Annotated in this window: 23 protein-coding genes; 15 read left to right on the top strand and 8 right to left on the bottom strand. The window is 67.4% G+C overall.

Going from position 1 to position 21,390, the window contains the following annotated elements; translation table 11 throughout:
* Positions 1–113: 113 nt before the first annotated feature.
* Positions 114–626, bottom strand: a complete 513-nt coding sequence (locus tag E6P78_RS23260) for a helix-turn-helix transcriptional regulator (RefSeq protein ID WP_136205626.1) — start codon at positions 624–626, stop codon at positions 114–116.
* A gap of 294 nt (positions 627–920) precedes the next feature.
* Here E6P78_RS23260 and E6P78_RS23255 point away from each other — a divergent pair, with 294 nt between their 5' ends.
* The 4 genes from E6P78_RS23255 (at position 921) to E6P78_RS23240 (ending at position 5,933) form a co-directional block, all read left to right on the top strand.
* A complete protein-coding gene (locus E6P78_RS23255; RefSeq protein WP_206307888.1) occupies positions 921–2,198 on the top strand; it encodes a DUF3631 domain-containing protein in 1,278 nt (425 codons plus the stop codon).
* Positions 2,199–2,526: 328 nt separating this feature from the next.
* Positions 2,527–3,477 carry a DUF2637 domain-containing protein gene (locus tag E6P78_RS23250; protein ID WP_276607229.1) on the top strand — a complete coding sequence of 317 codons (951 nt, stop codon included), beginning with the start codon at positions 2,527–2,529 and terminating at the stop codon, positions 3,475–3,477.
* A gap of 102 nt (positions 3,478–3,579) precedes the next feature.
* Complete coding sequence (mobC, locus tag E6P78_RS23245) at positions 3,580–4,245, top strand: plasmid mobilization relaxosome protein MobC (RefSeq protein WP_136205574.1); 666 nt, start codon at positions 3,580–3,582, stop codon at positions 4,243–4,245.
* Positions 4,242–5,933 carry a mobilization protein gene (locus tag E6P78_RS23240; RefSeq protein WP_136205573.1) on the top strand — a complete coding sequence of 564 codons (1,692 nt, stop codon included), beginning with the start codon at positions 4,242–4,244 and terminating at the stop codon, positions 5,931–5,933. Before mobC ends, E6P78_RS23240 begins: the two co-directional genes overlap by 4 nt.
* A gap of 30 nt (positions 5,934–5,963) precedes the next feature.
* Here the strand turns inward: E6P78_RS23240 and E6P78_RS23235 are convergent, their stop codons facing one another.
* From E6P78_RS23235 to E6P78_RS23225, 3 genes are read right to left on the bottom strand one after another with little or no spacing between them, the layout of a single operon-like run.
* Complete coding sequence (locus E6P78_RS23235; protein WP_136205624.1) at positions 5,964–6,653, bottom strand: WbqC family protein; 690 nt, start codon at positions 6,651–6,653, stop codon at positions 5,964–5,966.
* A gap of 46 nt (positions 6,654–6,699) precedes the next feature.
* On the bottom strand, positions 6,700–7,368 hold the full coding sequence (locus tag E6P78_RS23230; protein ID WP_065488002.1) for a YdcF family protein: 669 nt from the start codon (positions 7,366–7,368) through the stop codon (positions 6,700–6,702).
* Positions 7,365–8,489: a helix-turn-helix domain-containing protein gene (locus E6P78_RS23225; protein WP_136205572.1), complete on the bottom strand. Its 1,125-nt coding sequence runs from the start codon at positions 8,487–8,489 to the stop codon at positions 7,365–7,367. Before E6P78_RS23225 ends, E6P78_RS23230 begins: the two co-directional genes overlap by 4 nt.
* 154 nt (positions 8,490–8,643) lie before the next feature.
* Between E6P78_RS23225 and E6P78_RS23220 the strand changes: the two genes are divergently transcribed.
* The 5 genes from E6P78_RS23220 to E6P78_RS23200 all read left to right on the top strand — a co-directional run bounded on the left by E6P78_RS23220 (position 8,644) and on the right by E6P78_RS23200 (position 11,814).
* On the top strand, positions 8,644–9,072 hold the full coding sequence (locus E6P78_RS23220; RefSeq protein WP_136205571.1) for a hypothetical protein: 429 nt from the start codon (positions 8,644–8,646) through the stop codon (positions 9,070–9,072).
* 8 nt (positions 9,073–9,080) lie between these two features.
* Positions 9,081–9,533 carry an ATP-binding protein gene (locus tag E6P78_RS23215; RefSeq protein WP_136205570.1) on the top strand — a complete coding sequence of 151 codons (453 nt, stop codon included), beginning with the start codon at positions 9,081–9,083 and terminating at the stop codon, positions 9,531–9,533.
* A 53-nt stretch (positions 9,534–9,586) separates the two neighbouring features.
* Positions 9,587–10,690, top strand: coding sequence for a radical SAM protein (locus E6P78_RS23210; protein ID WP_136205623.1), 1,104 nt, complete (start codon positions 9,587–9,589; stop codon positions 10,688–10,690).
* Complete coding sequence (locus E6P78_RS23205; RefSeq protein WP_136205569.1) at positions 10,687–10,899, top strand: hypothetical protein; 213 nt, start codon at positions 10,687–10,689, stop codon at positions 10,897–10,899. Before E6P78_RS23210 ends, E6P78_RS23205 begins: the two co-directional genes overlap by 4 nt.
* Before the next feature lie 120 nt (positions 10,900–11,019).
* Positions 11,020–11,814 (top strand): aminoglycoside phosphotransferase, encoded by a 795-nt coding sequence (locus tag E6P78_RS23200; RefSeq protein ID WP_240799336.1) that lies wholly within the window; start codon positions 11,020–11,022, stop codon positions 11,812–11,814.
* Between the two features lie 22 nt (positions 11,815–11,836).
* On the opposite strand, the gene E6P78_RS23195 is transcribed toward E6P78_RS23200, so the two are convergent.
* Positions 11,837–13,066 carry a TerD family protein gene (locus E6P78_RS23195; RefSeq protein ID WP_136205567.1) on the bottom strand — a complete coding sequence of 410 codons (1,230 nt, stop codon included), beginning with the start codon at positions 13,064–13,066 and terminating at the stop codon, positions 11,837–11,839.
* Positions 13,067–13,324: 258 nt separating this feature from the next.
* Between E6P78_RS23195 and E6P78_RS23190 the strand changes: the two genes are divergently transcribed.
* Positions 13,325–13,723: a hypothetical protein gene (locus tag E6P78_RS23190; protein WP_240799335.1), complete on the top strand. Its 399-nt coding sequence runs from the start codon at positions 13,325–13,327 to the stop codon at positions 13,721–13,723.
* Between the two features lie 63 nt (positions 13,724–13,786).
* Here the strand turns inward: E6P78_RS23190 and E6P78_RS23185 are convergent, their stop codons facing one another.
* Positions 13,787–14,923: an ImmA/IrrE family metallo-endopeptidase gene (locus E6P78_RS23185; protein WP_136205566.1), complete on the bottom strand. Its 1,137-nt coding sequence runs from the start codon at positions 14,921–14,923 to the stop codon at positions 13,787–13,789.
* A 49-nt stretch (positions 14,924–14,972) separates the two neighbouring features.
* The gene (locus tag E6P78_RS23180; RefSeq protein WP_240799334.1) at positions 14,973–15,347 is read right to left on the bottom strand and encodes a hypothetical protein; all 375 of its coding nucleotides are present in this window, start codon (positions 15,345–15,347) and stop codon (positions 14,973–14,975) included.
* Between the two features lie 117 nt (positions 15,348–15,464).
* Between E6P78_RS23180 and E6P78_RS32905 the strand changes: the two genes are divergently transcribed.
* The 5 genes from E6P78_RS32905 to E6P78_RS23160 all read left to right on the top strand — a co-directional run bounded on the left by E6P78_RS32905 (position 15,465) and on the right by E6P78_RS23160 (position 21,205).
* The gene (locus tag E6P78_RS32905; RefSeq protein ID WP_168712685.1) at positions 15,465–15,605 is read left to right on the top strand and encodes a hypothetical protein; all 141 of its coding nucleotides are present in this window, start codon (positions 15,465–15,467) and stop codon (positions 15,603–15,605) included.
* A 92-nt stretch (positions 15,606–15,697) separates the two neighbouring features.
* Positions 15,698–16,702: a nucleotidyltransferase gene (locus E6P78_RS23175; RefSeq protein ID WP_136205565.1), complete on the top strand. Its 1,005-nt coding sequence runs from the start codon at positions 15,698–15,700 to the stop codon at positions 16,700–16,702.
* A complete protein-coding gene (locus E6P78_RS23170; protein WP_136205564.1) occupies positions 16,699–18,168 on the top strand; it encodes a ThiF family adenylyltransferase in 1,470 nt (489 codons plus the stop codon). The genes E6P78_RS23175 and E6P78_RS23170 overlap by 4 nt, the downstream gene beginning before the upstream one ends.
* Positions 18,165–19,943 (top strand): SAVED domain-containing protein, encoded by a 1,779-nt coding sequence (locus E6P78_RS23165; protein WP_136205563.1) that lies wholly within the window; start codon positions 18,165–18,167, stop codon positions 19,941–19,943. The genes E6P78_RS23170 and E6P78_RS23165 overlap by 4 nt, the downstream gene beginning before the upstream one ends.
* A 428-nt stretch (positions 19,944–20,371) precedes the next feature.
* Positions 20,372–21,205, top strand: coding sequence for a hypothetical protein (locus E6P78_RS23160; protein ID WP_136205562.1), 834 nt, complete (start codon positions 20,372–20,374; stop codon positions 21,203–21,205).
* On the opposite strand, the gene E6P78_RS23155 is transcribed toward E6P78_RS23160, so the two are convergent.
* The coding region (locus E6P78_RS23155; protein ID WP_168712684.1) for an IS3 family transposase at positions 21,202–21,390 on the bottom strand (189 nt) is incomplete at its 5' end. The two genes, E6P78_RS23160 and E6P78_RS23155, sit on opposite strands and share 4 nt — an antisense overlap.

The raw sequence follows: 21,390 nt of genomic DNA, 5'->3' as shown, positions 1-21,390 counted from the left end.
TTCTGGCGGGCATGGGGCGCGGCAACGCCTACCCGCCGGTTGATCACTAGGGATGTGGGTGAGCTGCCCGGCCTGGGTGTTTGCGGCTCCAGGCCGGGAGGGGGTGCCGGAGGCTATACCCCGTCGGTGGAGTGACCGTCACGGCCACCGGGCGGAGGGCCGTGCATCTTCAGCATGGTCTTGTTGGCCTCTTCTGCGATGGCGGACTGGACCATGAGGTCGGCCTCCTCGCGGATGTCAGGGTGCCCGGTCAGGTAGGCGTCGAGAGCGTCGCGCGCCTCGGTGAAGGCCATGTTGGCTCTCTGCGTCGCGCGGAAAGCGTCCAAGACCTCGTCGATGAGCTCCATAGCTCGGGCCTTGGCCGCCAGCTGAGGTGGCCCGACGAGGTTGCGCAGGTCAATGCCGAAGACCTCGGCGAAGCCGATGGCGTCATCGAGGTTGATGCGGCGCTTGCCATTTTCGATCCGCCAGACCGCGGATGGGTTCATGTCGAAGCCGGCCTCGTTGAGCCGGTCGGACAGGGCATTGGTACTCCAGCCACGCGCCTCGCGCTCCACCCTGATGCGGGTCGCGACGTTCGCCTCACCGCTGAGCAGAACGCCCTCGGACGACTCCTCCTCCGCCACTGACACGCCCTTCCGTTCGTAGCAATGCACTGCGGTTTGCAGCACAGCCTAAACAGTAGCATCGTTACTGCGAGATGCAAAACACTTCTGCGATCCGCAATTCGTGTGGCATAGTGGTGGCCCCCCACCCCACTGACCTCAGGAGTCCGCACGCCCACACGTCACATGAAAGAAGCCCCCGGCGATGCCGGGGGCTCAAGCGCAAACCTCTCAACCGCCATCCCTAGCGATCAACCCGCGGAGTCCGGGATTGCCGTCCCATATGGCCCGCAAGCAGAGGAGCTGATGCCCAGTATGACCGATGCCCAGCCGAATACGCCATCCCTCCAGGACAACTCCGGCACGTCGTGGCCCCCAGTCGCCGTCCCCGGCCAACCGTCCGGCGCTGCTGCGCCTCCAACAGAAGAGGACCCCGACGACACCGCCTCGCCTACGCCGCTATCCGAGGGGGTGCAGATCCTGGACGACCTGCGGGCGCAGCTGAAGCGGTACGTGGCGATGCCGAGCGAGGAGGCCGTCACGGCGGTGGCCTTGTGGGTCGCGGCAACGCATCTTCAGCGTGCGTGGCAGCACGCGCCGCGCCTGGCGATCGTCGCGCCGGAGAAGCGGTGCGGCAAGTCCCGCCTGCTGGACGTGGTCACCGAGACCGTGCACAACCGGCTGATCACGGTCAACGCCAGCGCGGCGGCGATCTTCCGGTCGATCGACGGGAACGACCCGCCGACTCTCCTGGTCGACGAGGCCGACACCATGTTCAGCACCACCAAGGCCGCGGAGAAGAACGAGGAGGTCCGCGGTCTCATCAACGCCGGACACCAGCGCGGCCGGCCGACACTGCGAGTGTCCGGCCCCGAGCACCAGGTGCAGGAGTTCCCCACCTTCGCCATGGCGGCCCTGGCTGGGATCGGCGACCTGCCGGACACGATCATGGACCGTGCGGTGGTCATCCGAATGCGCCGCCGAGCAGCGGGCGAGAAGGTGGCGTCCTTCCGCACTGGCCGGGACACACCCGCCCTGAACGCGATCCGCGATCGCCTCCGCGCCTGGCTCCAGCCGCTCTATGAACTGGCCATGGAGATGGAGCCACCGATGCCGGTCGAGGACCGCGCGGCGGACACCTGGGAACCGCTGGTCATCGTCGCCGATCTCGCCGGAGGTGACTGGCCCGCGCTGGCCCGCACCGCCTGCCGCACCATGACCGACTACGAGGCCGGCCAGGACGAGGAAGGCGGTCTTCGCACCCGCCTCCTGGTCGGCATCCGCCGCGCCTTCGCCGCCGTCGGCGACCCTGCCGTGCTCAGCACGAAACACCTGTTGGAATCCCTGAACGCAGACAGGGAAGCACCGTGGGCGGAGTACGGCGCAAACGGCCTGACCCCGCGCGGCCTGCAACTGCTGCTCAAGCCGTACGGCATCGGCTCGGCCAACCGCCGCTTCCCGGAGGGCACCCAGGCCAAGGGCTTCGCGCGCAACCAATTCCTCGACACCTGGGCGCGCTACTGCCCTGAGCCGAAGGCGGCAGACGCGTCCGTCTCGTCAGCCGACGGTCCCCTTCCCGGCACCCCAGCCTGACCGGCTTCACTCGCACCACTCGTCCCCGCGCAGGTCAGCACGGGGACGAGTGAACGCCTCGCAACGAGTCGTCTCGACATCGCCACGCCACTCGTACCTGTGCTGACCAGGCACGCGACGAGTGGTACGAGTCCCCGCACCTCACGGCGGCCACGCCCTGCCCTCCCCCGCACCAAGGCCGCCGTCTCAAGCCCACCTGGAGCACCCCCGCTTGCTTGCACGCATCACCGCCCTGCTCAGCCGAACTGATTCGCATCAGCGTCGCCCCGCTGCCGATCCTGGAAGTGGACGCCGGGCGGGCGCACGCGCCACCCTCGTCCTCGGCCTGATTGCCGTCGTCCTCATGGCCTTCCGAGTCTCGTGGAACGCGCTGTCCGACGTGGCCCGCGCCATCGGCGCCGATCCCATCGCCGCCCTGCTCTACCCGATCGTGGTCGACGGGCTCATGGCCCTCGCGCTCATCGCCACACTCGTGCTGACCGGCCCCGATCGGACATTCGCGCTACGAGTACTGGCGACCTACACCATCGCCAGCCTCCTGCTGAACTACGTCCACGGCCTCATACCGACCCTGCACACCGAGTCGACCCGGCTGGGTCGACTTACCAGCTGGGACCCTGCGAACTGGGCCCTCGTACTGCTGGCCACGTCACTCCCAGTCGGGTCGATCTACTTCGGCTCGGACCTCGTGGCAAAGGTGCTGCACCACAAGCACGAGTCGGCCGACTCGGCCCAGTCGGTCACCCGGCAACGAGAGGAATCCGCTGGCCAGCGCGCCAGTGAGCAGGCCGCACCGTCGGTGGCCGACCGAGCCGAACCGGTCCCCGAGGAGCCGCCCGAGTCGACCTCCGTGAAGGTCGACGAGGCACACATGACCGGATCCACCGGAGCCGAAGAGTCGGCCCTCACTGCCCGACCGCCCCGGTCGACCACCATGGCGAAGTCGACCGAAGCCGCCCCGCCGGAGAAGGCCGGTAGGCGTCTCACCAACGCTGAGTCGACCACCAATCGCCATCGCACCGACGCCGAAGTGCTCGCTGAAGGCCGCCGCCTGACCGCCGACTGGAGCGACGACCAGTTGACCGCCAAGCGCCTGCGCAGCGAACTGCGGATCGCCCAGACGCGCGCCGGCGCCGTGCGCGACCGGCTGCGGGCCGAGCGCGCCAGTCGGCCCGAGCCTGTCGCGGACGATGGCTTCGGGGGCCAGCGTCTCGGCACGTACGACGACGCCAAGTTCCAGCAGAGGGAAGCCGCCGCAGCCCCCTCCGCCACCGCCTGATCCAGCGCACGCCCTGGCCGCCCCCCTCCATGCCGACAAGCACGAGGGGGGCACCCACATACAGCAAACACTCGCCCCCAGCACTCCACGGAGAACCAGCCCATGTACGACCCGCACCACGAACTCGCCATCCCGCAGCAGGAGATGACCACCGGCCTGAACAGCACAGCAAGGTATCCCGCTGGACCGTCCAAGGGCCGGTCTCACGGGGAAGCCTCCGCCACGGGGGTGGCGGAGGCACGCGGGCACCAGGGGGTGCCCGAGCAGGAACAGCCCACCGCCATCGCCGACAGCACTGCTGCCGTCGAGATGCCGTTGCCGCGTGCAGCAGAAGAAGCCGCCTTGCACCGCGTCGCTCAACGTCGCAAGCCCGACCCCAACGGCCGTCGCGAGGGACGAGTCGACGTCCGCTACAGCGAAGAGGAAGAGGCCGTCATACGCGCCAAGGCAACGTCGCTGAACCTCAGCGGCGCCCACTACGTTGCCGCAGCCACTCTGGCCCACGTCCACGGCGACCTCACCCTGGCCGGCCAGCGCACCCAGCTCGACGACTACATCGACGAGATCAACGCCCTGCGCGAGCAGGTCACCGCCATCGGCCGCAACGTCAACCAGATCGCCAAGAAGCTCAACTCCGGCGGCCATCCACACCCTGGGGACAGCGCTCTCCTCGCCCAGACCGACCGGACCCTGGACGCGGTCGGTGAGACGGTGAGCCACATCGCGGCCGCCGCGAACCAGGCCGTCAGCCACAAGGCGCCGCGATGATCGCGAAGATCACCGGAGGCAAGGACACCGCCAACCTGATCCGCTACCTCTACGACACGAAGAAGAAGGGCCACACCGACCCGCACCTGGTCGCCTCCTGGGACGGCTTCGCCCCCGACCCCGGCCGCACCACTGATGTCGATGCCACGAAGCGGGCTCTCGTCGCCGACCTCGACCTGCACGTCAAGCAGGCCGAGCGGCTCGGCCGCGCACCCGAGAAGCACGTGTGGCACTGCTCGATCCGTGCCACCAAGGCCGACCGCCACCTCAGCGACGACGACTGGGCTGACATCGCCCACCGCATCGTCGCCGCCACCGGCATCGCACCCGACGGCGATCCGGACGGCTGCCGCTGGGTCGCCGTCCGCCACGCCCCCGACCACATCCACATCGCCGCCACCACAGTCCGCGCCGACCTGCGCACCGCCCGGCACTGGAACGATTACCTCACCGCCGACCGCGAACTCGCAGCCGTCGAAAAGGAGTACGGCCTCTTCCAGGTCATACGCGGGGATCGCACAGCCGCGAAACGGCCTACCCGTGCCGAGCAGGAGAAGGCCAAGCGCGCCGGCCAAGCCCGCACCGCCCGCGAACACCTGCGCACCATCGTGCGCACCGCCGTGGCCGCCGCCACCAGCACCGAGGAGTTCGTCCACCTGCTGGAGCACACCGACGGCATCCTCGTGGACATCAAGCACTTCCCGTCCGGTGATGTACGCGGCTACACCGTCGCCCTCGACGGCGACGTCAACGCCCAGCAGGAGCTGATCTGGTACTCCGGCTCCGAACTCTCCCCCGACCTGTCCCTCCCCAAGATCCGCAAGCGTCTAGAAGCCACCGAACCCCAGCACAGCCCCCATCGGGTGAACCCGTGGCACCAGGCAACCGCCGCCGCGGAGCGCATCCCCCACCACCTCGACGGCGATGACGATGCAGCCGCTCAGGCCCACCTGGCCGCCTTCGGCGAAGCCCTCGACGCCCTGCCCATGCGCGCACCCCAGGAAATTCGTCCCCAGCTATGGCAGGCAGCCGAGGCGTTCGAGCGCGCCACCCGCTCCCGCGTCCAGGCCGAGCACCAGCACGCCCGCGCCCTGCGTAGCGCCGTACGAGCCATGGTCCGCGAGCCCGCCCCCAAGGACGGCGCGCTGCTGGCGATGCTCCTCGACGCCGCAATCCTCGCCGTCATCGCCGCCGCCCGCTGGCACCAGCTCCGCCACCACGACCAACAGGTGGCCGCAGCCCAACAGACCCTGATCCACCTGCAGGCCGCTTACGAGCAGACAGCCACCGCACCACTGACCGTCCTCGCCCAGCACCGGCCACCCCAGCAGACGGTGGAACGGCACATCCTCCTCATCCGACAGGCCATGCCTGTCCACGCCGAGCAGGTGATCAGGGACCCGGCCTTCGACGCCCTCACCGCCGCCCTCGCGACCGCCGAGAAGGCCGGGCATGATCCGAAGCAGCTGCTGCAGCAGGCCACCGACGAACGGGCACTCAACGACGCCCGAAGCCCCGCACGGGTAGTGACCTGGCGCGTCGAGCGGCTCAGCACCAGGCCAGTTCCGAGCAACCGTGCACGAGTGGCACGGATGCGGAGCGCGGCACGGCGGCAAGGCACATCGGTCAGCCCGGCAGCGGTCGCGCCGGCCTCCCAGCCACAGCCGCCACAGGCACGTCGACGTTGATCACACCCGCTTCCGTACCCGAAGCGGGTGTCAGGCCGCGCACCCCAGCGCATCGTGGGCGAACGCGAGAGCCCGAAACCGAGCTCCCACAGCGTCGGGGCCGCGGAAGGCCAACGCCCGCAGAGCACTGACCTGTCGCCCCGAGGCCCACAGACCAGTGGCCGGCGAGAGAAACGGGACGACGGCTACGCCCAGCTCGGTGAAGGGGGCATGGTCCAGGTAGGTCATGCCGCCGGTGCCGCACAGGTACGCGCGTGCGCCGGTGGCGTCGGCCAGGTCGGCCAACCGCTCGGACCGACCCGTGCGTGCGGGCAGGGCGCTGCTGGTGAAGATCTGCCCCCGCCAGCCGAGCAGTTCGAGCAGGGCGCGAGTCGAGGCCGTGGCGACCGGCGCGACCCTTCCTGTGTCGAACGCATTCCAGGCCGGCTGAAGGGCACGGTCAAGTGCGGGCCAGTGAGGACTGGTCCCGTACTGCTGGCGCAGGATCGATGAGGCTCTGCGTCGGGCCGCGGCAGGGTCGGCGATCAGGGTGTCTCTGATAAGGGTGGCGCGCCCGGAGGGGCGGTGAGTGGGGATGGTCAGCCACCGGTTCGGGCCAAGGCCGTCGAGTGTGGCGATGCGGGCGCGATGCTGGTAGTCGCGGCGGGCGAACTGCACGTCGTCCAGGACGATCCAGTGGTCCGACGCGAACAGCTTGGCCAGCGTGGTCAGCCGGGGCATGAAGTTGGGCTGGTGGATGGCGCACAGGCTGCCCGGGGAGGAGAGTTCAGGAAGCGATGAGGCGGCTGGTGAAGCCGGCGTGGATGAGGGATTCGTACGCAGCATGCACGTCCTCCGGGACCTCCTGCTCGATGGCGAACCCGAGCTTCGGATACTCGATCACCCGCTGGAGGTCGCCGACGAGCATGTCCACCACGAGCTTCTCGTCGCCGATGGACTTGAGGTAGTCGTCGAACTCCAGGGTTTCCGAGGCGCACACCATCTCGACCTCGGGCCACAGCTTGCGGGCGGTGGCGTACGACCGCCGTTCCATGTAGGGCTTGGAGACCAGCAGCACCTTCTCCGGGGTGATGCCGGCGTCGGCCAGGACCTCGCGGGCGAGGGTGATGTTCTGCCCGGTGTTCGCGGCGTGGGGCTCCAGCAGGATCGCTGAGGCGGGGACGTCGAGGTCGATGGCGTGCTCGCGGAAGTGGACCGCTTCGCCGCGTGGGAAGACCTTGGCGGTGGTCGGGCTGTTGCCGCCGGTGAAGACCAGCGTGGGGAAGAGACCCGCGTGGTACAGCTCGGCGGCGCGCGTGGCCACCCCCAGGTCGTGGCTGCCCAGGCCGATCGCCACGTCCGCGGGGTGGGCCTGGTGGTGCATCTGGTGGTAGTCCCAGATCGCCTTGGCCTGGTGCCACTGGTCTTCGGTGATGACCTGCTGGCTGTCACTCATGCGTTCGTCTCCCTGATCACCGTCGGCGGGGCCCCGGGCGGCCCCTCACTGCTGGCCTTGACGCTCTCGATACTGCGCAGTTGGTGCACGAGGCCGTACTGCGCGGCCGTCCGAGCGGCCTGGCCGAGAACGCGTAACCCATCATCGCGGGTCGCCGCGTCGGACAGCAGGATGTGGCCGTGAGCGGTGTCCAGCCGTACGCGTTGCATCGGTGAGTCGCTGCTCCCGCTGCTTCGGGCGATGGCGATGAAGTGCAGGGCTTGGGTGAGGTCCCCGACGCCCCGGCGGGCCAGGGCGAGCTTCTGATGGGCCACCGACCAGTCGTCGGGTTCGGTGAGGTCTTCGAATTCACGGGTCGCGGCCTGCATCACGCGGGTCGCGTAGTCGTGGTTGCCGTCCTTGCTGAGTGCGGTGCCCACCCACAGGCGGGCTCTGGCCCGGTCACGGCGAGAGAGCCGGTCGTCGACGGCGAGCGTCTCGTACGTACGGGCCGACGTCTCCAGGTCACCGGACATCTCCGCGACGACCGCGAGGGACAGATCGAGCTGGGCGACACGGCGGGGAATGTCGAGCTGGGTGAAGATCGAGCGCGCGCCCGCGTAGGAGTGGCGTGCGGACAGTGGTCCGAGCACCGCGCCCTGATCGCGCTTGAGGTCTCCGAGTAACGCGGTGGATCGGGCGTAGAGGTAGAGGCCCTTGTCATCGAGTTCGGCGGCCGTGAAACGGTTGAGCCATCGGCCCAGCAGGCTGTCGGCGAAGGTGAAGTTCTGCCGGGACAAGGCGACGACGGCACGGTCCAGGTCGTCGGTCCACGACTCGTACTCCCAGGCTCTGGGCCCGGCAGCCGTCACCCGGCGTCCGGCTGCCACTTGCCCGGGGCCGGCCATCTCCGACAGGAGCGTTTCGAAGCGCAGGTGCACGGAGGCATCGGCGCGACCGAGCGCGGTGTCGAGAATGGCCTGCGTGTCGGGGCGGGGCTCGGTCGCGGACCGGAGCTTTTCCCACTTCGAGATGGTCGCGACGGCGAGACCGAGGCGCTCGGCGAAAGCACGCACGCTCAGGCGGAGGGCGAGCCGTAGGGCTCTGGCCTCCAGGCCGGTCCAGTGGTGCACGGTCGCCACGCGTCGCTCCCTTCCACCAGCCATGGAAGCAGAAGCGTGCGGCCGGTGGGGCGGAAGTAGAGCGCAAGTGGAACAGCCGCTGATTCCCTGCGCATTGAGGTACGGCGACGCTCAAGGGGTCTCCTTTCGCCGAGTCCCTTGGACGGTCACCAGCATGGAACTCCTTACCGAGCAACGCCCGGTCAACGGGCCCGTCGTCTACGGCTTCCTGCGGCTGGCCGGAGTCTCCGCAGCCCGTCAAACGGCGTTACGGGCGTCACTGACGGAGTACTGCCGGATCCATGAGCTGCAGCTCTCCGGCGTCTTCAAGGACAGGCGCGCGACGACCGAACCGAGCTCCACCGCGTTCACCGGCCTGCTGGACGCGCTGGCCCTTCCTGACGTCTACGGCGTCATCGCCCCCGCCCTGTCTCACCTGGGGCCGAAGCACCTCGCCGCCGAACGCACCCGCCTTATCGAGGCCGCCGGCGCCCGCCTGCTGCTGGCCCGCCGCCCCCGCATCGGGCCTGGCCACGTACCTCGTCAGCAGACCGCCCACCGCCGCTTCCCCGCGCCACTCCTCCTCCTGAGCACGGAGTCATGAGGCACCCCATGCTCGAGTCGCTTCAGCAGTTCTTCGAGGCCCGCCGCCAGTCCGTACGCAAAGCACGGGAGTTCGCCACCAGAACGCTGGACGGCTGGGGCCTGACGAGCCGCACCGAGGACATCCGCCTGTGCGTCTCCGAACTCGCCACGAACGCCGTCCTCCACGGCACCGCCCGCGGGCACGGCTTCCTCGTCCGGCTCGACATCGACGACAACTGCGTACGCCTGGAAGTGCACGACAGCCGTCGCCAGCAGCCCGTCGTACGCGAGCCGACCGCCACAGACATCTCCGGGAGGGGCCTGACGTTGGTGGCCGCGCTGTCCGACGAGTGGGGAGTGAGGGACCGTACGCCGCTCGGGAAGATCATCTGGTCCTGCTTCAAGACCGCGGACGACGCCGCACAGTCGATCAGCCCTCCCGTCCCAAACCACGACGACCGCCCTCTGGAGGTCCGATGATCGTAACCGGCACACCGGATCGGGCGGCGCCTGCCGCGTCAAGCACGCGTCTCGTGGCCAGCCCGTTCCTCGCCCAGCACCTCCTTCTTCAGCCAGGCCGAGCGGTCGGAGTGCGCATTCCTGGGATTCGCTACGAGGAGCTGCGCGCCGCGAGCCACGTCGGAGGCCCTCTGCCGACTTGGCTTGTTGATGCCGAGCGGCAGGCGTGGGGCACCGAGCTGCCAGACGGACCGGTCGGCGATTTCGTCCTCGTGCGCGAGCGATCGCCGTACGGGTACGCGAAGGCGTCCTGGGAAATCAACCTCGGCTGCGACTACGACTGCGAGTTCTGCTACCTCGGCGAGAAGCGCTTCGAGGGCCTGGACTGGCCGGGCAAACAGCAGCTCCTGCGGACGATGCGCGACGCGGGCGTGCTCTGGCTGCAGATCACGGGCGGCGAGGCACTGATCGACCGCGAGTTCGGCGCGGCCTACGAGTACGCCCACCAGCTCGGGATGATGGTGCAGGTCTCCTCGAACGGTTCGTCCCTGCGCAAGCCGCCGATCCGCTGGCTGTTCGCACGCCATCGCCCTTACCGGCTCACGCTCAGCGTCTACGGCGCGACCGCGGACACGTACGACAAGGTCACTCGCAACCGCGGCGCGTTCGGCCGGTTCATCCAGGGTCTGGACGCGGCCCACCAGGACCGGCTGCCGGTCCGGCTGAACGTGATCGTGTCGGACGACAACGCCCATGAGGTCGACGCGATGGTGGCTCTCTGTGAACGCTACAGCTTCCCGCACCAGGTCTTTACGAATATGTCGCCGACGATCGACGGTGAAGCGAACCCGCTGGCGACGCAGGCCAAGGGCCGCATCAAGGCCCGGAGCGTCTTCACCGGCTGCAATGCCGGCCGGACGTTCTTCCACGTCAACCCGCACGGCATCGCGTCCGTCTGCAAGGTCGGCCGCGACCCGAGCGTGAACCTCGTGACCGAGGGCGTCGCCGCCCTCACCCGGCTCGGCGCTATCGCCGAGTCCCTACAGCTCCGCACCGGTGGATGCTCCGGCTGCACCAAGGTCGGCACCTGCCGTACCTGCCGGCCGCTGGCCAAGCTCTACCAGGATGCGGGGGACCGACGAGAGCTCTACTGCCAACACGGAGGCTACGGATCATGACTCCACCCACCACAACCCTCACCCCGCCGCGCGAACCGATGCTGCTCACCATCGGACGGCGCCCCACCGATCGTGCAACCGACACCCTGCCCGTGCCGCTGCCGGCCGGGGCCATCCGCGATGACGAGGTCCAGATCATCACCGACCTGGACGAGGCCGCCGAGGGCGCCGAGTGCAGCTGCTCGGCCGGCGACGACCAGCCGTACTAGATACACCGCAGGCGGGCGCCGCACCGCTCGCGTACGCGCCCCATGAGTGCCGCCCCGGTCGTACCCTGGCCGGGGCGGCACTCCCTTGTCTCCGAGCCCCATGAGGAACCGCGCGTGTCCATGTCTCGCATTCCCTTCGATCAGCTCCCAGCCGACGTCCGCCAGGCTGTCACTGCCAAGACCGGCCCCGTGCATCGGGCGGTGACCATGACCGGCGGCATGAACTCCGGCGTCGCCTCCGTCCTGGAGACTGAGAGCGGCAGCGTTTTCGTGAAGGGCATCGCGAGTGATCATGCGCAGGTCGCAGCACAGCGCCGCGAGGCGGAGATCGCCCCCCACCTGCCCACGTCCTGCCCCCGCCTGTACTGGCACCTGGAAGTCGGTGGATGGAGCCTTCTCGGATACGAGGTCCTCAGCGGTCGCCACGCCGACTACAGCCCCGGCTCGGCCGACTTGGTGCTCGTAGAAGCCGCGCTCTCCGAACTGCAACGGATCACCGCTCCGGCCGACATCGAAATTAAGGACGCGGTGGAACGCTGGGCGGATTACGCTCCGACCGGAACGCTCCAGCACTTCAGTGGCAACACCCTGCTGCACACCGACTTCGCACCGCACAACGTCCTGATCGCCGACGGGCGTGCCCGCCTCATCGACTGGGCGTGGCCAACGCGCGGTGCGGCGTGGATCGATCCAGGCACCTTGGCGCTGAGGCTCATGGACGCCGGCCACCCGGCGGAGGACGCGATCGTGTTCGCAGGCCGCTTCCCGTCGTGGCGGAACACCGAGCCGGAGGCACTGGCGGCTTTCGGTTCCGCATCTGCGGCGCTGTGGCGGGAGATCGCCGAGGAGGATCCAACGCCGTGGAAGCAGGGGATGGCCAAGCGAGCCGCTGCGTTCAGGCTCGTACTCCTCTGAGAGTCCACGCCTGCCGTCGGACCTACCTCGTCTTGAACTCGATCTTTCCGGTACTCATACGGAAGTTCCCACTCGAGTACAGCGTGGGTCGGGCCTCAACGTGGTTGCCGCTGTACTTCTCCACATGCCGGATCTCCACACCGCCTGGAACATTGAAGTCGATCAGGGCAATGGCGACCCAGTAGGACAGGTTGCGGTTGTTGAACAAGGGCACCGTCACCGTGGACCCGCGCCCATCCGTGACTACCACCTGAGCACCGTACGACTTGAAAGAACCTGTTCCGTTCTCCACCGCGCTGTAAGCGCATAGCAGGACGTAGCCCTGGAGGTCTGGGCGACGGATGGTGATCGTCTCTCGACCTGGCACCTTGGAGTCGCCGTCCAGTGCGATGTAGGGGGGCGCTACTGACGATCCGAGTTGCCGGTAGTAGACGGCCTGGTCTGTCTTGACCGGGCGCTGCCCGGGTGAGGTGACCAGACTCCGGGGGACGTAGAGGGCGTAAAGATCCAGGTCCGCTCCAGCCCTTCTTCGTGCCGCACTTCGGCCGTTCCACTCAAGAGTGGCTGTCACTACAAGGCTCGGGTCGTCCTTACGCATGTCGATGGTCGCCTGGCCGGCCTTGGTGAGGAGCACTTTGCCCAACGGCGCAGGGAGCCGGGCAGGTGTTGTCACCGGCCTCGGCGGCGACGCCCCAGGTGACAGCTGGCGGCTTCGCGCGGGGGTGACGGTTGGAGGGGCCGCTGCGGTAGGGCCCGGGTCATCTACAACGATGCCGAAGTCCGACGCCAACCCCGCCAGACCCGTGTCCCACCCTTGGCCCACTGCCCTAGCCTTCCAGCTGCCCGCCCGCCGGTACAGCTCGACGAGCACAGCCACTGTCTCCCGGTGCATGAGCGGCGGCGGCTCAAAGGTACTTCGAACACCGCCACACTCGATGACCGCATGCGGGGTGCTACTCGCGTCGAAATACCTCACCCGCAGCTCCGGATCGATGCTGGCGACGATGGCAACGCGGTCCACCGTCTCCGGGATTGCGGCAAGATCCGCGACGATGGTCTGCCCGCTCAGCCTGACCCCGTCCTGCGCAGCATGGTTATAGAAGATCAGGTCGTCATCACTCCGCACCCTGCCGTCCTGGCCGAGCAGGACAGCGGACACATCAATGCCCGTCGTAGGGGAGCTGAGGGTGACGCGGCATGCCGCCGCAGCAGACAGGGCAGTATTGCCGCCTTTGGCAAGAGCAGTAGTCATGGATCGGCCTCTCTCCGAGATCCGTACATGGTGGTGCCCCTGGCCGTTCCACGCAGTACAAACACGGATTTGCTTGCCGACCGCATCGGGCTGTAGACGCGGCTTGGGAGCACCGAAAGTCCCAAAATAAGCCGGGATCACTGTGCACCCGCTCTACACGCTGGGTACCGTCTGGCGAGGCGGCGCCGGGCCGAGTCCGAACGTGGCACGGAAGCCGGGGAGTGCAGGTGCCCGACGTACGGCCCAGCCAGCGCATGCGTGGCCCTGGAGTCGTCCAGCGCAGCGTCGGCGTCCTGGGCGAAATGGCCCCGCTCTTTCAGCCTGCCCGCCGAGCGCGACGATGCTGAGCGCATCACCGACGAACTGTTCGCCGGTCGGACCACATCACCCAGGTCCACCACTTCGCCAAAGGCAGGGGCATCGCCGCCTCGTAGATCGGCATCGGCAGGGCCGCAGCCGTTGTGCAGCCCCGGCGAACACCCCTGCGGCCAACCTCCGAAGATCACCGTTCACTCCGAGAAGACCGACGAGCACTACGAAGGCTGCCTCATCCACCACGAGACCGGCCATCTCGACGGCCTGGTCTACACGGCCCGTATGAACATTGGGGTCGTCCAGATTTCGGTCGAGGAGTATCGCGCGCTTGCCTTCGCCTGAAGCAAGCAGTTCCTGCCTATCTGCTACGCGGCGGGTGGCGTTCAGTGAAACGTCCAGGGGCGGCTAGCCCGCAGCGAGATCGCCGGAGAGGCTGATCTCGATGGGGCGCTTCAGCTTGCTGCCGTATTTCCAGTCCAGGACGCCGTCGTGCTGGAGGCGACCGACAACGATGCCTGGGGCGATGCCAGCCCGGCGGGCGAAGGCTGTGATGTTGGTAAAGGGCATGGGGCGCTGGGCAAGTTGCTTGTAGGCGGCCGCGTGCTCGGGCGGGATGAGGGTATCCCTGGCGAAGGCGTCTGCCTCGTCCTCACTGCGATCTCCTTCGGGGGTCGTGTCGTCGTCACGGCTCGTGTTGTCGATGAAGGTGAGGCGTTTGCCGTGCAGGAGGACATGGCCGAGCTCGTGGAAGACGGTGAACCAGAAGTGGTCGTCCTTCTTGAACCGGCCGCTGAGGGCGACTCCGACCTTCTCAGGGGTGAGCCATCGGGTGACGCCGGACACGTGACTATTGGGGGGCGCGGCAACGAACACCACCGCGACGCCGGCTCGGGCGCAGAGGCGCGGGATTTCGGTGCGCCAGACGGCGGGTTCCTCGACGGTCAGGGCTCGCAGCTGGGGAAGTAGCTCAAGCAGGACCGCGCGGTCGTAGGGTGCGCAAGGGATTTCACGTGCTCGGAGTTCAGCCTGGCGCAGCCAGACGGCGGTGGCGTAGTCGTCCGGCGTGAGGACGGTGGAACGCCGGAAGGCAGTTCGGTAACTGCCCCACACGTTCTCTGCAACCTCTGGGTCGGCGACCCCGAAGAACGCCAGCAGACGCTCGAGATTGTCCACCGTGCGCTCTTTCGTCTGCAGGATGCCGCGTTTGACCAACTCCTGCAGGGAGAAGCGGTCGAGCCAGTCGAGGCGATGGCTAAGGGCTTCACGGCTCTGGATGCGGCTGACATGGGTGCGCCAGGCGGCCTCCATCTGGTTCCACAGCGAAGCCGGGATTCCGACGGCCCGCTCCAGCAAAAGGGCAGTGTCGGGGGTAAGGACAGCGCTGCCCTGGACGACCTGGTTGACGTGCTTGGTCGACAGCCCGGTGCGGCGGGCAAGGTCCGCCTGGGGAATGCCAAGGGCGTCGAGCTGTTCTTTCAGCGTGTCACCAGGAGGCAGGACTTCATCCGGTGCGAACGGGTGCGGGGCGGAGGGCGGAGTCACGTGAGTGCCTCTCGGTCGGCGAGGCTGCGGGGCGGGCATGGTGGCGAGATCAGGGGCGGTGGATCGCTGCGACGATCACAGCGCGTACGGCGTGCTCGTTGAGGGTGCCGTCGTCGAGGGTGCGGGGCGGGTCGTCACGCGGGCGGACCACGAGATCGCCGTGATCACCGAGCGACACCAGCAGAGTGAAGCAGTCCCCGTTGGCTGCGGGCCGCAGCCGCGCGGCTGCAACGTGGCGCAGGTCGGCCAAGTGGTGGGCGGCCGCCATCTGGCCAAGACGCCGGAGCAGGGTGGTCGCCCCATCGGGGCCTAAACGGTCCCTGCGGGCAGGGCCGCTGTTGCAGAGACGGGCGAGCTCGGCGTCCTCGAAGACGATCTCCACCAGCGACCCCAGAATCCATTTCCGTGTACCTACTGCCTCCATGCTATCCTCCCGATCAAGGTCTACGAGATTCCATGCACCTACTGGGTAAACGAAATCTATAGACAGGATGTGGCGTGTGCTACCGCAGGCCACCGCAGAAGATCGGAAGGACAGCCCATGGCGGGCAAGAGCAGCGCATCCAACGGCAAGCGGGGCCGCAGTGCCATCACGGGCCGGTTCGTGAAGCAGGCCACCGTAAAGCGGCACCCGAAGGCAACGACCAACGAGAGCACCGGCAAGGGCAGCAAGAAGAAGTAGGCCACCAGTCCCTCGCCGGCGGACCTCGCATTGCCATTGGTGCGAGGCAGGCTCAGCAGACCAATGCAGTCACGACCAGACCGGAGGGCCCGATGGCTCACCTCAAGCAGCAGTTCAAGGGTGCGTTGAGCTCCATCGAGCCCGGCGACGACAAGACCAACGCGCCAGAGGCGCATCGCCTCGTCCGTGACGCCCTCAAGGCTGATGCCAAGCTCGTCGAGTACGGCGTCAGCCCGGTACTGATCGGCTCCTACAAGCGCAACGTGTCGATCCGCAGGATCAAGGACGTCGATGTGTTCGTGCGCCTGCCCGATGTCCCGAGCGATGTCACGTCGGCAGACGTCCTCGACAGGTTCTTCAAGGTCCTGCATGCGGAGTTCGCCACCGACGCAGACGGGCACCGGCGCACCAAGCGCCAGGACCGGAGCCTGCAAGTCTCCTTCCCGGAGTACGACCTCTACGTCGACGCGGTGCCTGCCCGCCCCTACGGGGACGGAACCTGGGAGATCCCCCAGAAGGGCGACGAGAACGAGTGGGTGCGCACCAACCCAGACGGGCTGACCGAACTGTCGAGCACGATGAACGCGGACCACGACGAGTACTACGTACCGACCGTCAAACTGCTTCGCCAGACTCGTCGCGCCCTGCTCGGCACGAAGAAGCCGGGCGGATTCTTCATCGAGATGGCCGCCTACCAGGCGTTCGCCTCAGGCACAGTCTCGGGCAACGACCAGGCGGAGTACTACGTCTCGGCTCTCCGGGAGGTCAGCAAGATCATAGAAAACTTCGTGACCTACGGCATCGCGGTGACCGACCCGACCCTGTCTGGACACACCATCCACGTCCGCGCGACGGACGATGAACTGGACACCGCGTGTACGCGGTTCAACGACGCCGCGACGTCGGCAGCAACTGCGCTCGCCGAGGAGGACGCGGGCAAGGCCGCGCTGGCGTTCCGGAAACTGCTGGGAAAGAACGGCGATGGAGATATGGTCTTCCCAATGCCCCCCGGCTTCAACGAGGACGGCAGCAAGACGGCATCCGCGATCTCGCCCGGTGCCCGCGTCGTACCTGCCGGCAAGAGGACTTTCGGGTGACCTCTGCCGAGTTCGACGAGTACGTCGCCTACGCGCGGCTGCACTTCGAGGAGGGCCTGATCCGCGCCGGGTTCCAAGAGATGGAAGCTGGGTGGGAAGGGCCTGTCCCGCACTCGGCGGGCACGACTCGTGTAGTGATCGACCTGCAGCCCCGCTTCCCGTTTCGGCCGCCGAGGGTGGTGCCGATCGATCACGACACGGTGCCCTGGTCCTGGCACCGTGACCCGGACGGCGCGCTGTGCCTGGTTGCTGAAGAAGATCACGACGAGCTGTGGTGGACGGAGGCACCTGCATTCCTCGAACACGTCACAGCATGGTTCGATCACGCGGACACCGGATGGACGGACGATCGGCCCGACCTCGACCTCGACCGGTACTTCCATCAGTCCGCGGACCGGCGCCTCTACCTCTACGACGACCTCGGCCAGTACCTCAACCGCTCCGTCCGCTTCAGCCCGGCCAGCAACAACACGATGCGTATCAGGCACGGCATCCGTCCCAGGAAAGCCCTTAAGCACAGCAAGGACCGCTTTGGGTTCGTGGCCGATCTCGGCGAGGTCGACGTGCCGCCGCGAACCTGGGCAGACATCTGTGCCCGGCTCGGCTCGAACGCGGATCTGGACCGCAGAATTCGCCAGCAGTCGGTCGCGGTCGTCGTGCTGGTTTACCAACGAGGCACCCACGAGGGCGCGATCGTGCTGGACGTAACGCCCACGAAGGAGGGCGGCACGGCCGTCACACGTCTGCGCTCGGGCGCAGACACCGAGGCCGCCCGGTCCGCTCGCGCAGGCGTCCACGTTGCCAAACTGCGTGAATCCAAGGTTGCCGTGGTCGGCGTCGGCGCTTTGGGTTCGTTCATCGCCGACATGCTGGTGCGCTCCGGTGTCCGTCACCTCACTCTCATCGACGACGATGTGGTCATGCCGGGAAACGTCGTCCGCCACGTCGTCGGCCCCGACGCAGTCGGACTGCCGAAAGCCGAAGCGGTCAAGCGGTACCTCGTCAGGCACAACGAGGCGCCGGCTGCAGACATCGACACCATCAATAGCGCCCTTACCTCGGGTGCCGACGCGGTCGACCATTTGCGGAACCACGACCTCGTCGTGAACGCCACCGCCGACTTCGCCACCACCGCGCTCCTGCATGTGAGCGCCCTGACACTGGGCACACGGGTCCTGTCTGCGGCGCTTCAAAACGACGGCAGGACCTATCGCATCGACGTACTGCCACCGATCGACGCCGCAGCACCGCTGCCGCCTTCGACGACCAGAGCCGACGCCGAAGCACCGCAACTGTTCGAAGCAGGCTGCGGAAGTCCGATCTCCCCAACGCCGCCCCACGCGGTGATCGAGGCAGCAGCGGCAACCGTCCGCCACGCCGTCGGACTCCTCGTGGACCGCCCCCTCCATCCTGCAGGGGAGACGCGCCACCTCCACTCCGCACAACAAGGGAGCCACCACCAGTGACCCGGCCGGCACCACGCCTCGAGCTGCGCCAGGCGGCATACGAGGTCATCGGGTCCGCGACCGCGCAGCAGCTACCACGGGAAACGGGTGGCATCCTCCTCGGCTATCAGGAAGACGCCAACGTCGTTGTCACCCATGCCCTAGTGGTCGAGGGACAAGGAGCGACCACCCACAGGTACGTGCGCGATGACGTCAAGGCGAACACGCTCCTCGCAGAGTTCCTGGCCCGGCGAGCGGACGACGATCCAACCGGCTACGTCGGCGAGTGGCACAGCCATCCCGCACCGTCCGGACCGAGCCCAACGGACCTTGCCGCGATGCGGGCAATGGCCCGGGAACACGACGGCCCGATCGCACTCCTCGTTTACGCTCCCGGCGGGACGAACCCCTTCTCCGGGCTGATCACCCGACGCCCACGATGGGGACGCGTCACCAGCAAGGCAGCAACGGTCCTTCCGCCACCACAGAGATTCAAGGCGCTAGGGCCACTGCCCAAGGGCGCGGTCCGGCCTGACGGCGCGGTGTTCATCTCCTACCGGCAGTCTGACGGGTCCCCGCAGGCCGAGTCGATCGAGAACCTGCTGAGGGCCGCCGGTCTCGTCGTGTGGAGAGACCGTACCGACCTGCGCGCCGGCACAACGACCGATCGCCTCGAGCAAGCCCTGACCCAAGGGCTTTCAGCAGCCGTGCTCGTCGTGACACCGGACATCGTCCACAGCGACATCGTCCGAGAACGTGAGCTCCCTCGGCTGCTCCAATTGGACGAGGACCCCGCCTTCAGCCTATGCATCGCGAACAAGACCGCCAGAGCGGGAAGCGATACACGGTGCGACTACGACGCACCGGACCGACTCCTAAGACTCGCTCCCTCCCGGACCCTCGCCGACAAGAAGCAAAGCAACATGCTCCAGCCGTCCGGCGAGAGCGAGATCGTGCGCGACCTGCTGATGCACCGAGTCGAACAACGCAAGCCCGCCATTCACAGCCAGAACCGCGCCTTCACGATCCGAGTCCAGACCCGCCCCGCGCCGTTCGCCATGGACGCGGGCGAGGACGACCTGCACATCCGCATCAGGGCCGCCAGCGACGGGCGTCTGCCCTTGCGAGAGGGACTTCAGCTCCTGCAGACCACACTGCCCCTGACCAGCGACGCCGTCTATGCCGCCAGCGCGCAAACCGTACGCGTCTTTGGCGGAGCTCACCTGTCGGTAGCCCTGGCCTTGGGAGCCGCCCTGCCCGAGACCAAGATCGGAAATGTCGAGGTGGTCGACACTCGCGGCGCTCAGTGGACGTCTGCAGAAAATGGTGACGACCCACTGACCAGCGAACTTCATACGCAACCAGTTGACCTCGAACAAGCGCAGACACCCGACAGCCACGACCGCGTCGCGATCTTCCTCAGCCTGACTGCCAATCCAGATCAGACCGCATTCAAGCAGCTCCTGCACGAGTCCAGCGACGGCTTCGCCGCGGCCGCCGTGATCTCCGTCGCCGGGGCAGACCGACTCGACCCGCGCGAGGCCGCACGACTCAGCACGGCTGCCGCGCAACAGATCAAAGCGCTTGCCGCACACAGCGGCCGTGCGGAGGTGCATCTCGCTTTCCACGGCCCCTACACGATGGCTCTGCTCGTAGGGCGATACCTCAACACACTGCGCACCGTCGTCTACGAGTGGGACGGTGCTACCCCTGGGAGGCCCAGCTACACGCCAGCTCTCGTGCTTGAGCCAGGTGTCAACGGCGGACCGATTACCGAGATTCTGCTCGCCCAATAGGCGTGGGGACGCACACGCGGCGTGCCAGCCGGTCTTGCTCTGCCTGGCTGAAGTTGTAGCAGTGCACCACGAGATGTTTCTGAGCCAGAAGGTGATTCAGTCGTACTGGGCGAAAGGGTGGCGAACGCAGCGGGCCTGCCGGCCTGAGTCACAAGCCAGGACGTGAAAAGTGTTCGTCAGACCGAGTCGTCGGATGGATCCACCACGCCGGCGGCCTCAGCGGAGGTCAGCCTGCCGCACCCACACTCACACTGGGACGTACCCGCTGAAGACGCCGTCTGCCTGTCAGTGCTGAGCCATATCGTCGTTTCTCTGCACTCCGACGATTGAGACAGATTGAGGACGGACACCGCCATGCTGGCTGAAAAAACACCCTTCGCCAATCATATCGAGGGTGCCCGATGATTCCCCGTGGACCGGACTGCACGGTGACCACCCTGATCGAGCTGCAAGGCGGCAGGCCGCAGTGGGACAAAGCCATGCGGCGGATACGGGAGCTGGGCTGGACGTGCCACGAGCTCAGCCCGAAAGAGCGACGCACGGTCCTCCGGGCGTTCGACTCAGATGTCAATTGCAGCGAATTCTGGTGGGTGGAAGTGCCGATCATGGGCTCCACCTGGCGTGCCGACCGCGAAGCAGCTTGGCAGATCACAGAGTTGAGCCGGTCGGTACAGACTGTGATTTACGGTCGGTTGTTCCGGCGTGAGGAGATCGATCGGGTTCTTGAGCCCGAGTGGCAGGTGCACTCGGCAGATCACGAACCCGAAGGCACTGTCACACCGGGCTTCCGTCGGCATTGGCGAACAGCCACGCGCTGGTGCGCGGCGCACACCGGGCTGCTCGACGTCCGCGTGCGCATCCATGCGAGCAAGGACGCCGCCCGACACCTGGCCCGGCATCTACGCACGGACGGGCCCCGAGCGGACCTCGACGTGCGGCCGCTCGACGGACGGGGGCGTACCGGGACTATCCGTCATGGAGAGGACGCCCTCAACAGGGCTGTGGCGCTCTTCGGCGGGCCACTGCTCGCCATGTCCCTCTTCCTGTCAACAGCTCAGCACTTGATACCCGTTGCGGCCGCCGTGTGCTGGTTGCTCGCTGTCGTCTGTGCCGTCCCAGCCTGGTGGACGGCTTTCGCCGTGCCCTTGGCTCGCTCTCGGCTCCAGTGTCTAGTTATCTGCATCATCGCAACCCTCGCAGTGGCCGTCTACACGCTGGGCATCCCTGTGAGGTTCCCCCGCTGTGCGGGAGGTGTTGACTAGCTGGTCAGGGCGGGGTGACGTAGTTTCAGGTTCACTTGTTCGGTCGTTGCCTGGTTGGCGTAGTGCTTCTCCTCGTACTCGATCGGGCTGAGGTAGCCGAGGCGTTTCTGGATGCGGCGGGGGTTGTAGAAGCCGTCGATGTACTCGAAGAGCGCGAGGTTCGCTTCGGCCCTGGTGGCGAAGAC

The organism is Streptomyces sp. A0958 (assembly GCF_004795035.1).
Taxonomy (GTDB): Bacteria; Actinomycetota; Actinomycetes; order Streptomycetales; family Streptomycetaceae; genus Streptomyces.
The sequence above is the reverse complement of the archived record's forward strand: the minus strand, read 5'-3'. Positions and strand labels throughout refer to the sequence as shown.

What these genes read in the sequence shown, in the direction of transcription:
- E6P78_RS23255 (WP_206307888.1), top strand. Translation starts at nt 921, where the DNA reads ATGACCGATGCCCAGCCGAATACGCCATCCCTCCAGGACAACTCCGGC.
- mobC (WP_136205574.1), top strand. Translation starts at nt 3,580, where the DNA reads ATGTACGACCCGCACCACGAACTCGCCATCCCGCAGCAGGAGATGACC.
- E6P78_RS23240 (WP_136205573.1), top strand. Translation starts at nt 4,242, where the DNA reads ATGATCGCGAAGATCACCGGAGGCAAGGACACCGCCAACCTGATCCGC.
- E6P78_RS23235 (WP_136205624.1), bottom strand. Translation starts at nt 6,653, where the DNA reads ATGCCCCGGCTGACCACGCTGGCCAAGCTGTTCGCGTCGGACCACTGG.
- E6P78_RS23230 (WP_065488002.1), bottom strand. Translation starts at nt 7,368, where the DNA reads ATGAGTGACAGCCAGCAGGTCATCACCGAAGACCAGTGGCACCAGGCC.
- E6P78_RS23220 (WP_136205571.1), top strand. Translation starts at nt 8,644, where the DNA reads ATGGAACTCCTTACCGAGCAACGCCCGGTCAACGGGCCCGTCGTCTAC.
- E6P78_RS23215 (WP_136205570.1), top strand. Translation starts at nt 9,081, where the DNA reads ATGCTCGAGTCGCTTCAGCAGTTCTTCGAGGCCCGCCGCCAGTCCGTA.
- E6P78_RS23205 (WP_136205569.1), top strand. Translation starts at nt 10,687, where the DNA reads ATGACTCCACCCACCACAACCCTCACCCCGCCGCGCGAACCGATGCTG.
- E6P78_RS23200 (WP_240799336.1), top strand. Translation starts at nt 11,020, where the DNA reads ATGTCTCGCATTCCCTTCGATCAGCTCCCAGCCGACGTCCGCCAGGCT.
- E6P78_RS23195 (WP_136205567.1), bottom strand. Translation starts at nt 13,066, where the DNA reads ATGACTACTGCTCTTGCCAAAGGCGGCAATACTGCCCTGTCTGCTGCG.
- E6P78_RS23180 (WP_240799334.1), bottom strand. Translation starts at nt 15,347, where the DNA reads ATGGAGGCAGTAGGTACACGGAAATGGATTCTGGGGTCGCTGGTGGAG.
- E6P78_RS32905 (WP_168712685.1), top strand. Translation starts at nt 15,465, where the DNA reads ATGGCGGGCAAGAGCAGCGCATCCAACGGCAAGCGGGGCCGCAGTGCC.
- E6P78_RS23175 (WP_136205565.1), top strand. Translation starts at nt 15,698, where the DNA reads ATGGCTCACCTCAAGCAGCAGTTCAAGGGTGCGTTGAGCTCCATCGAG.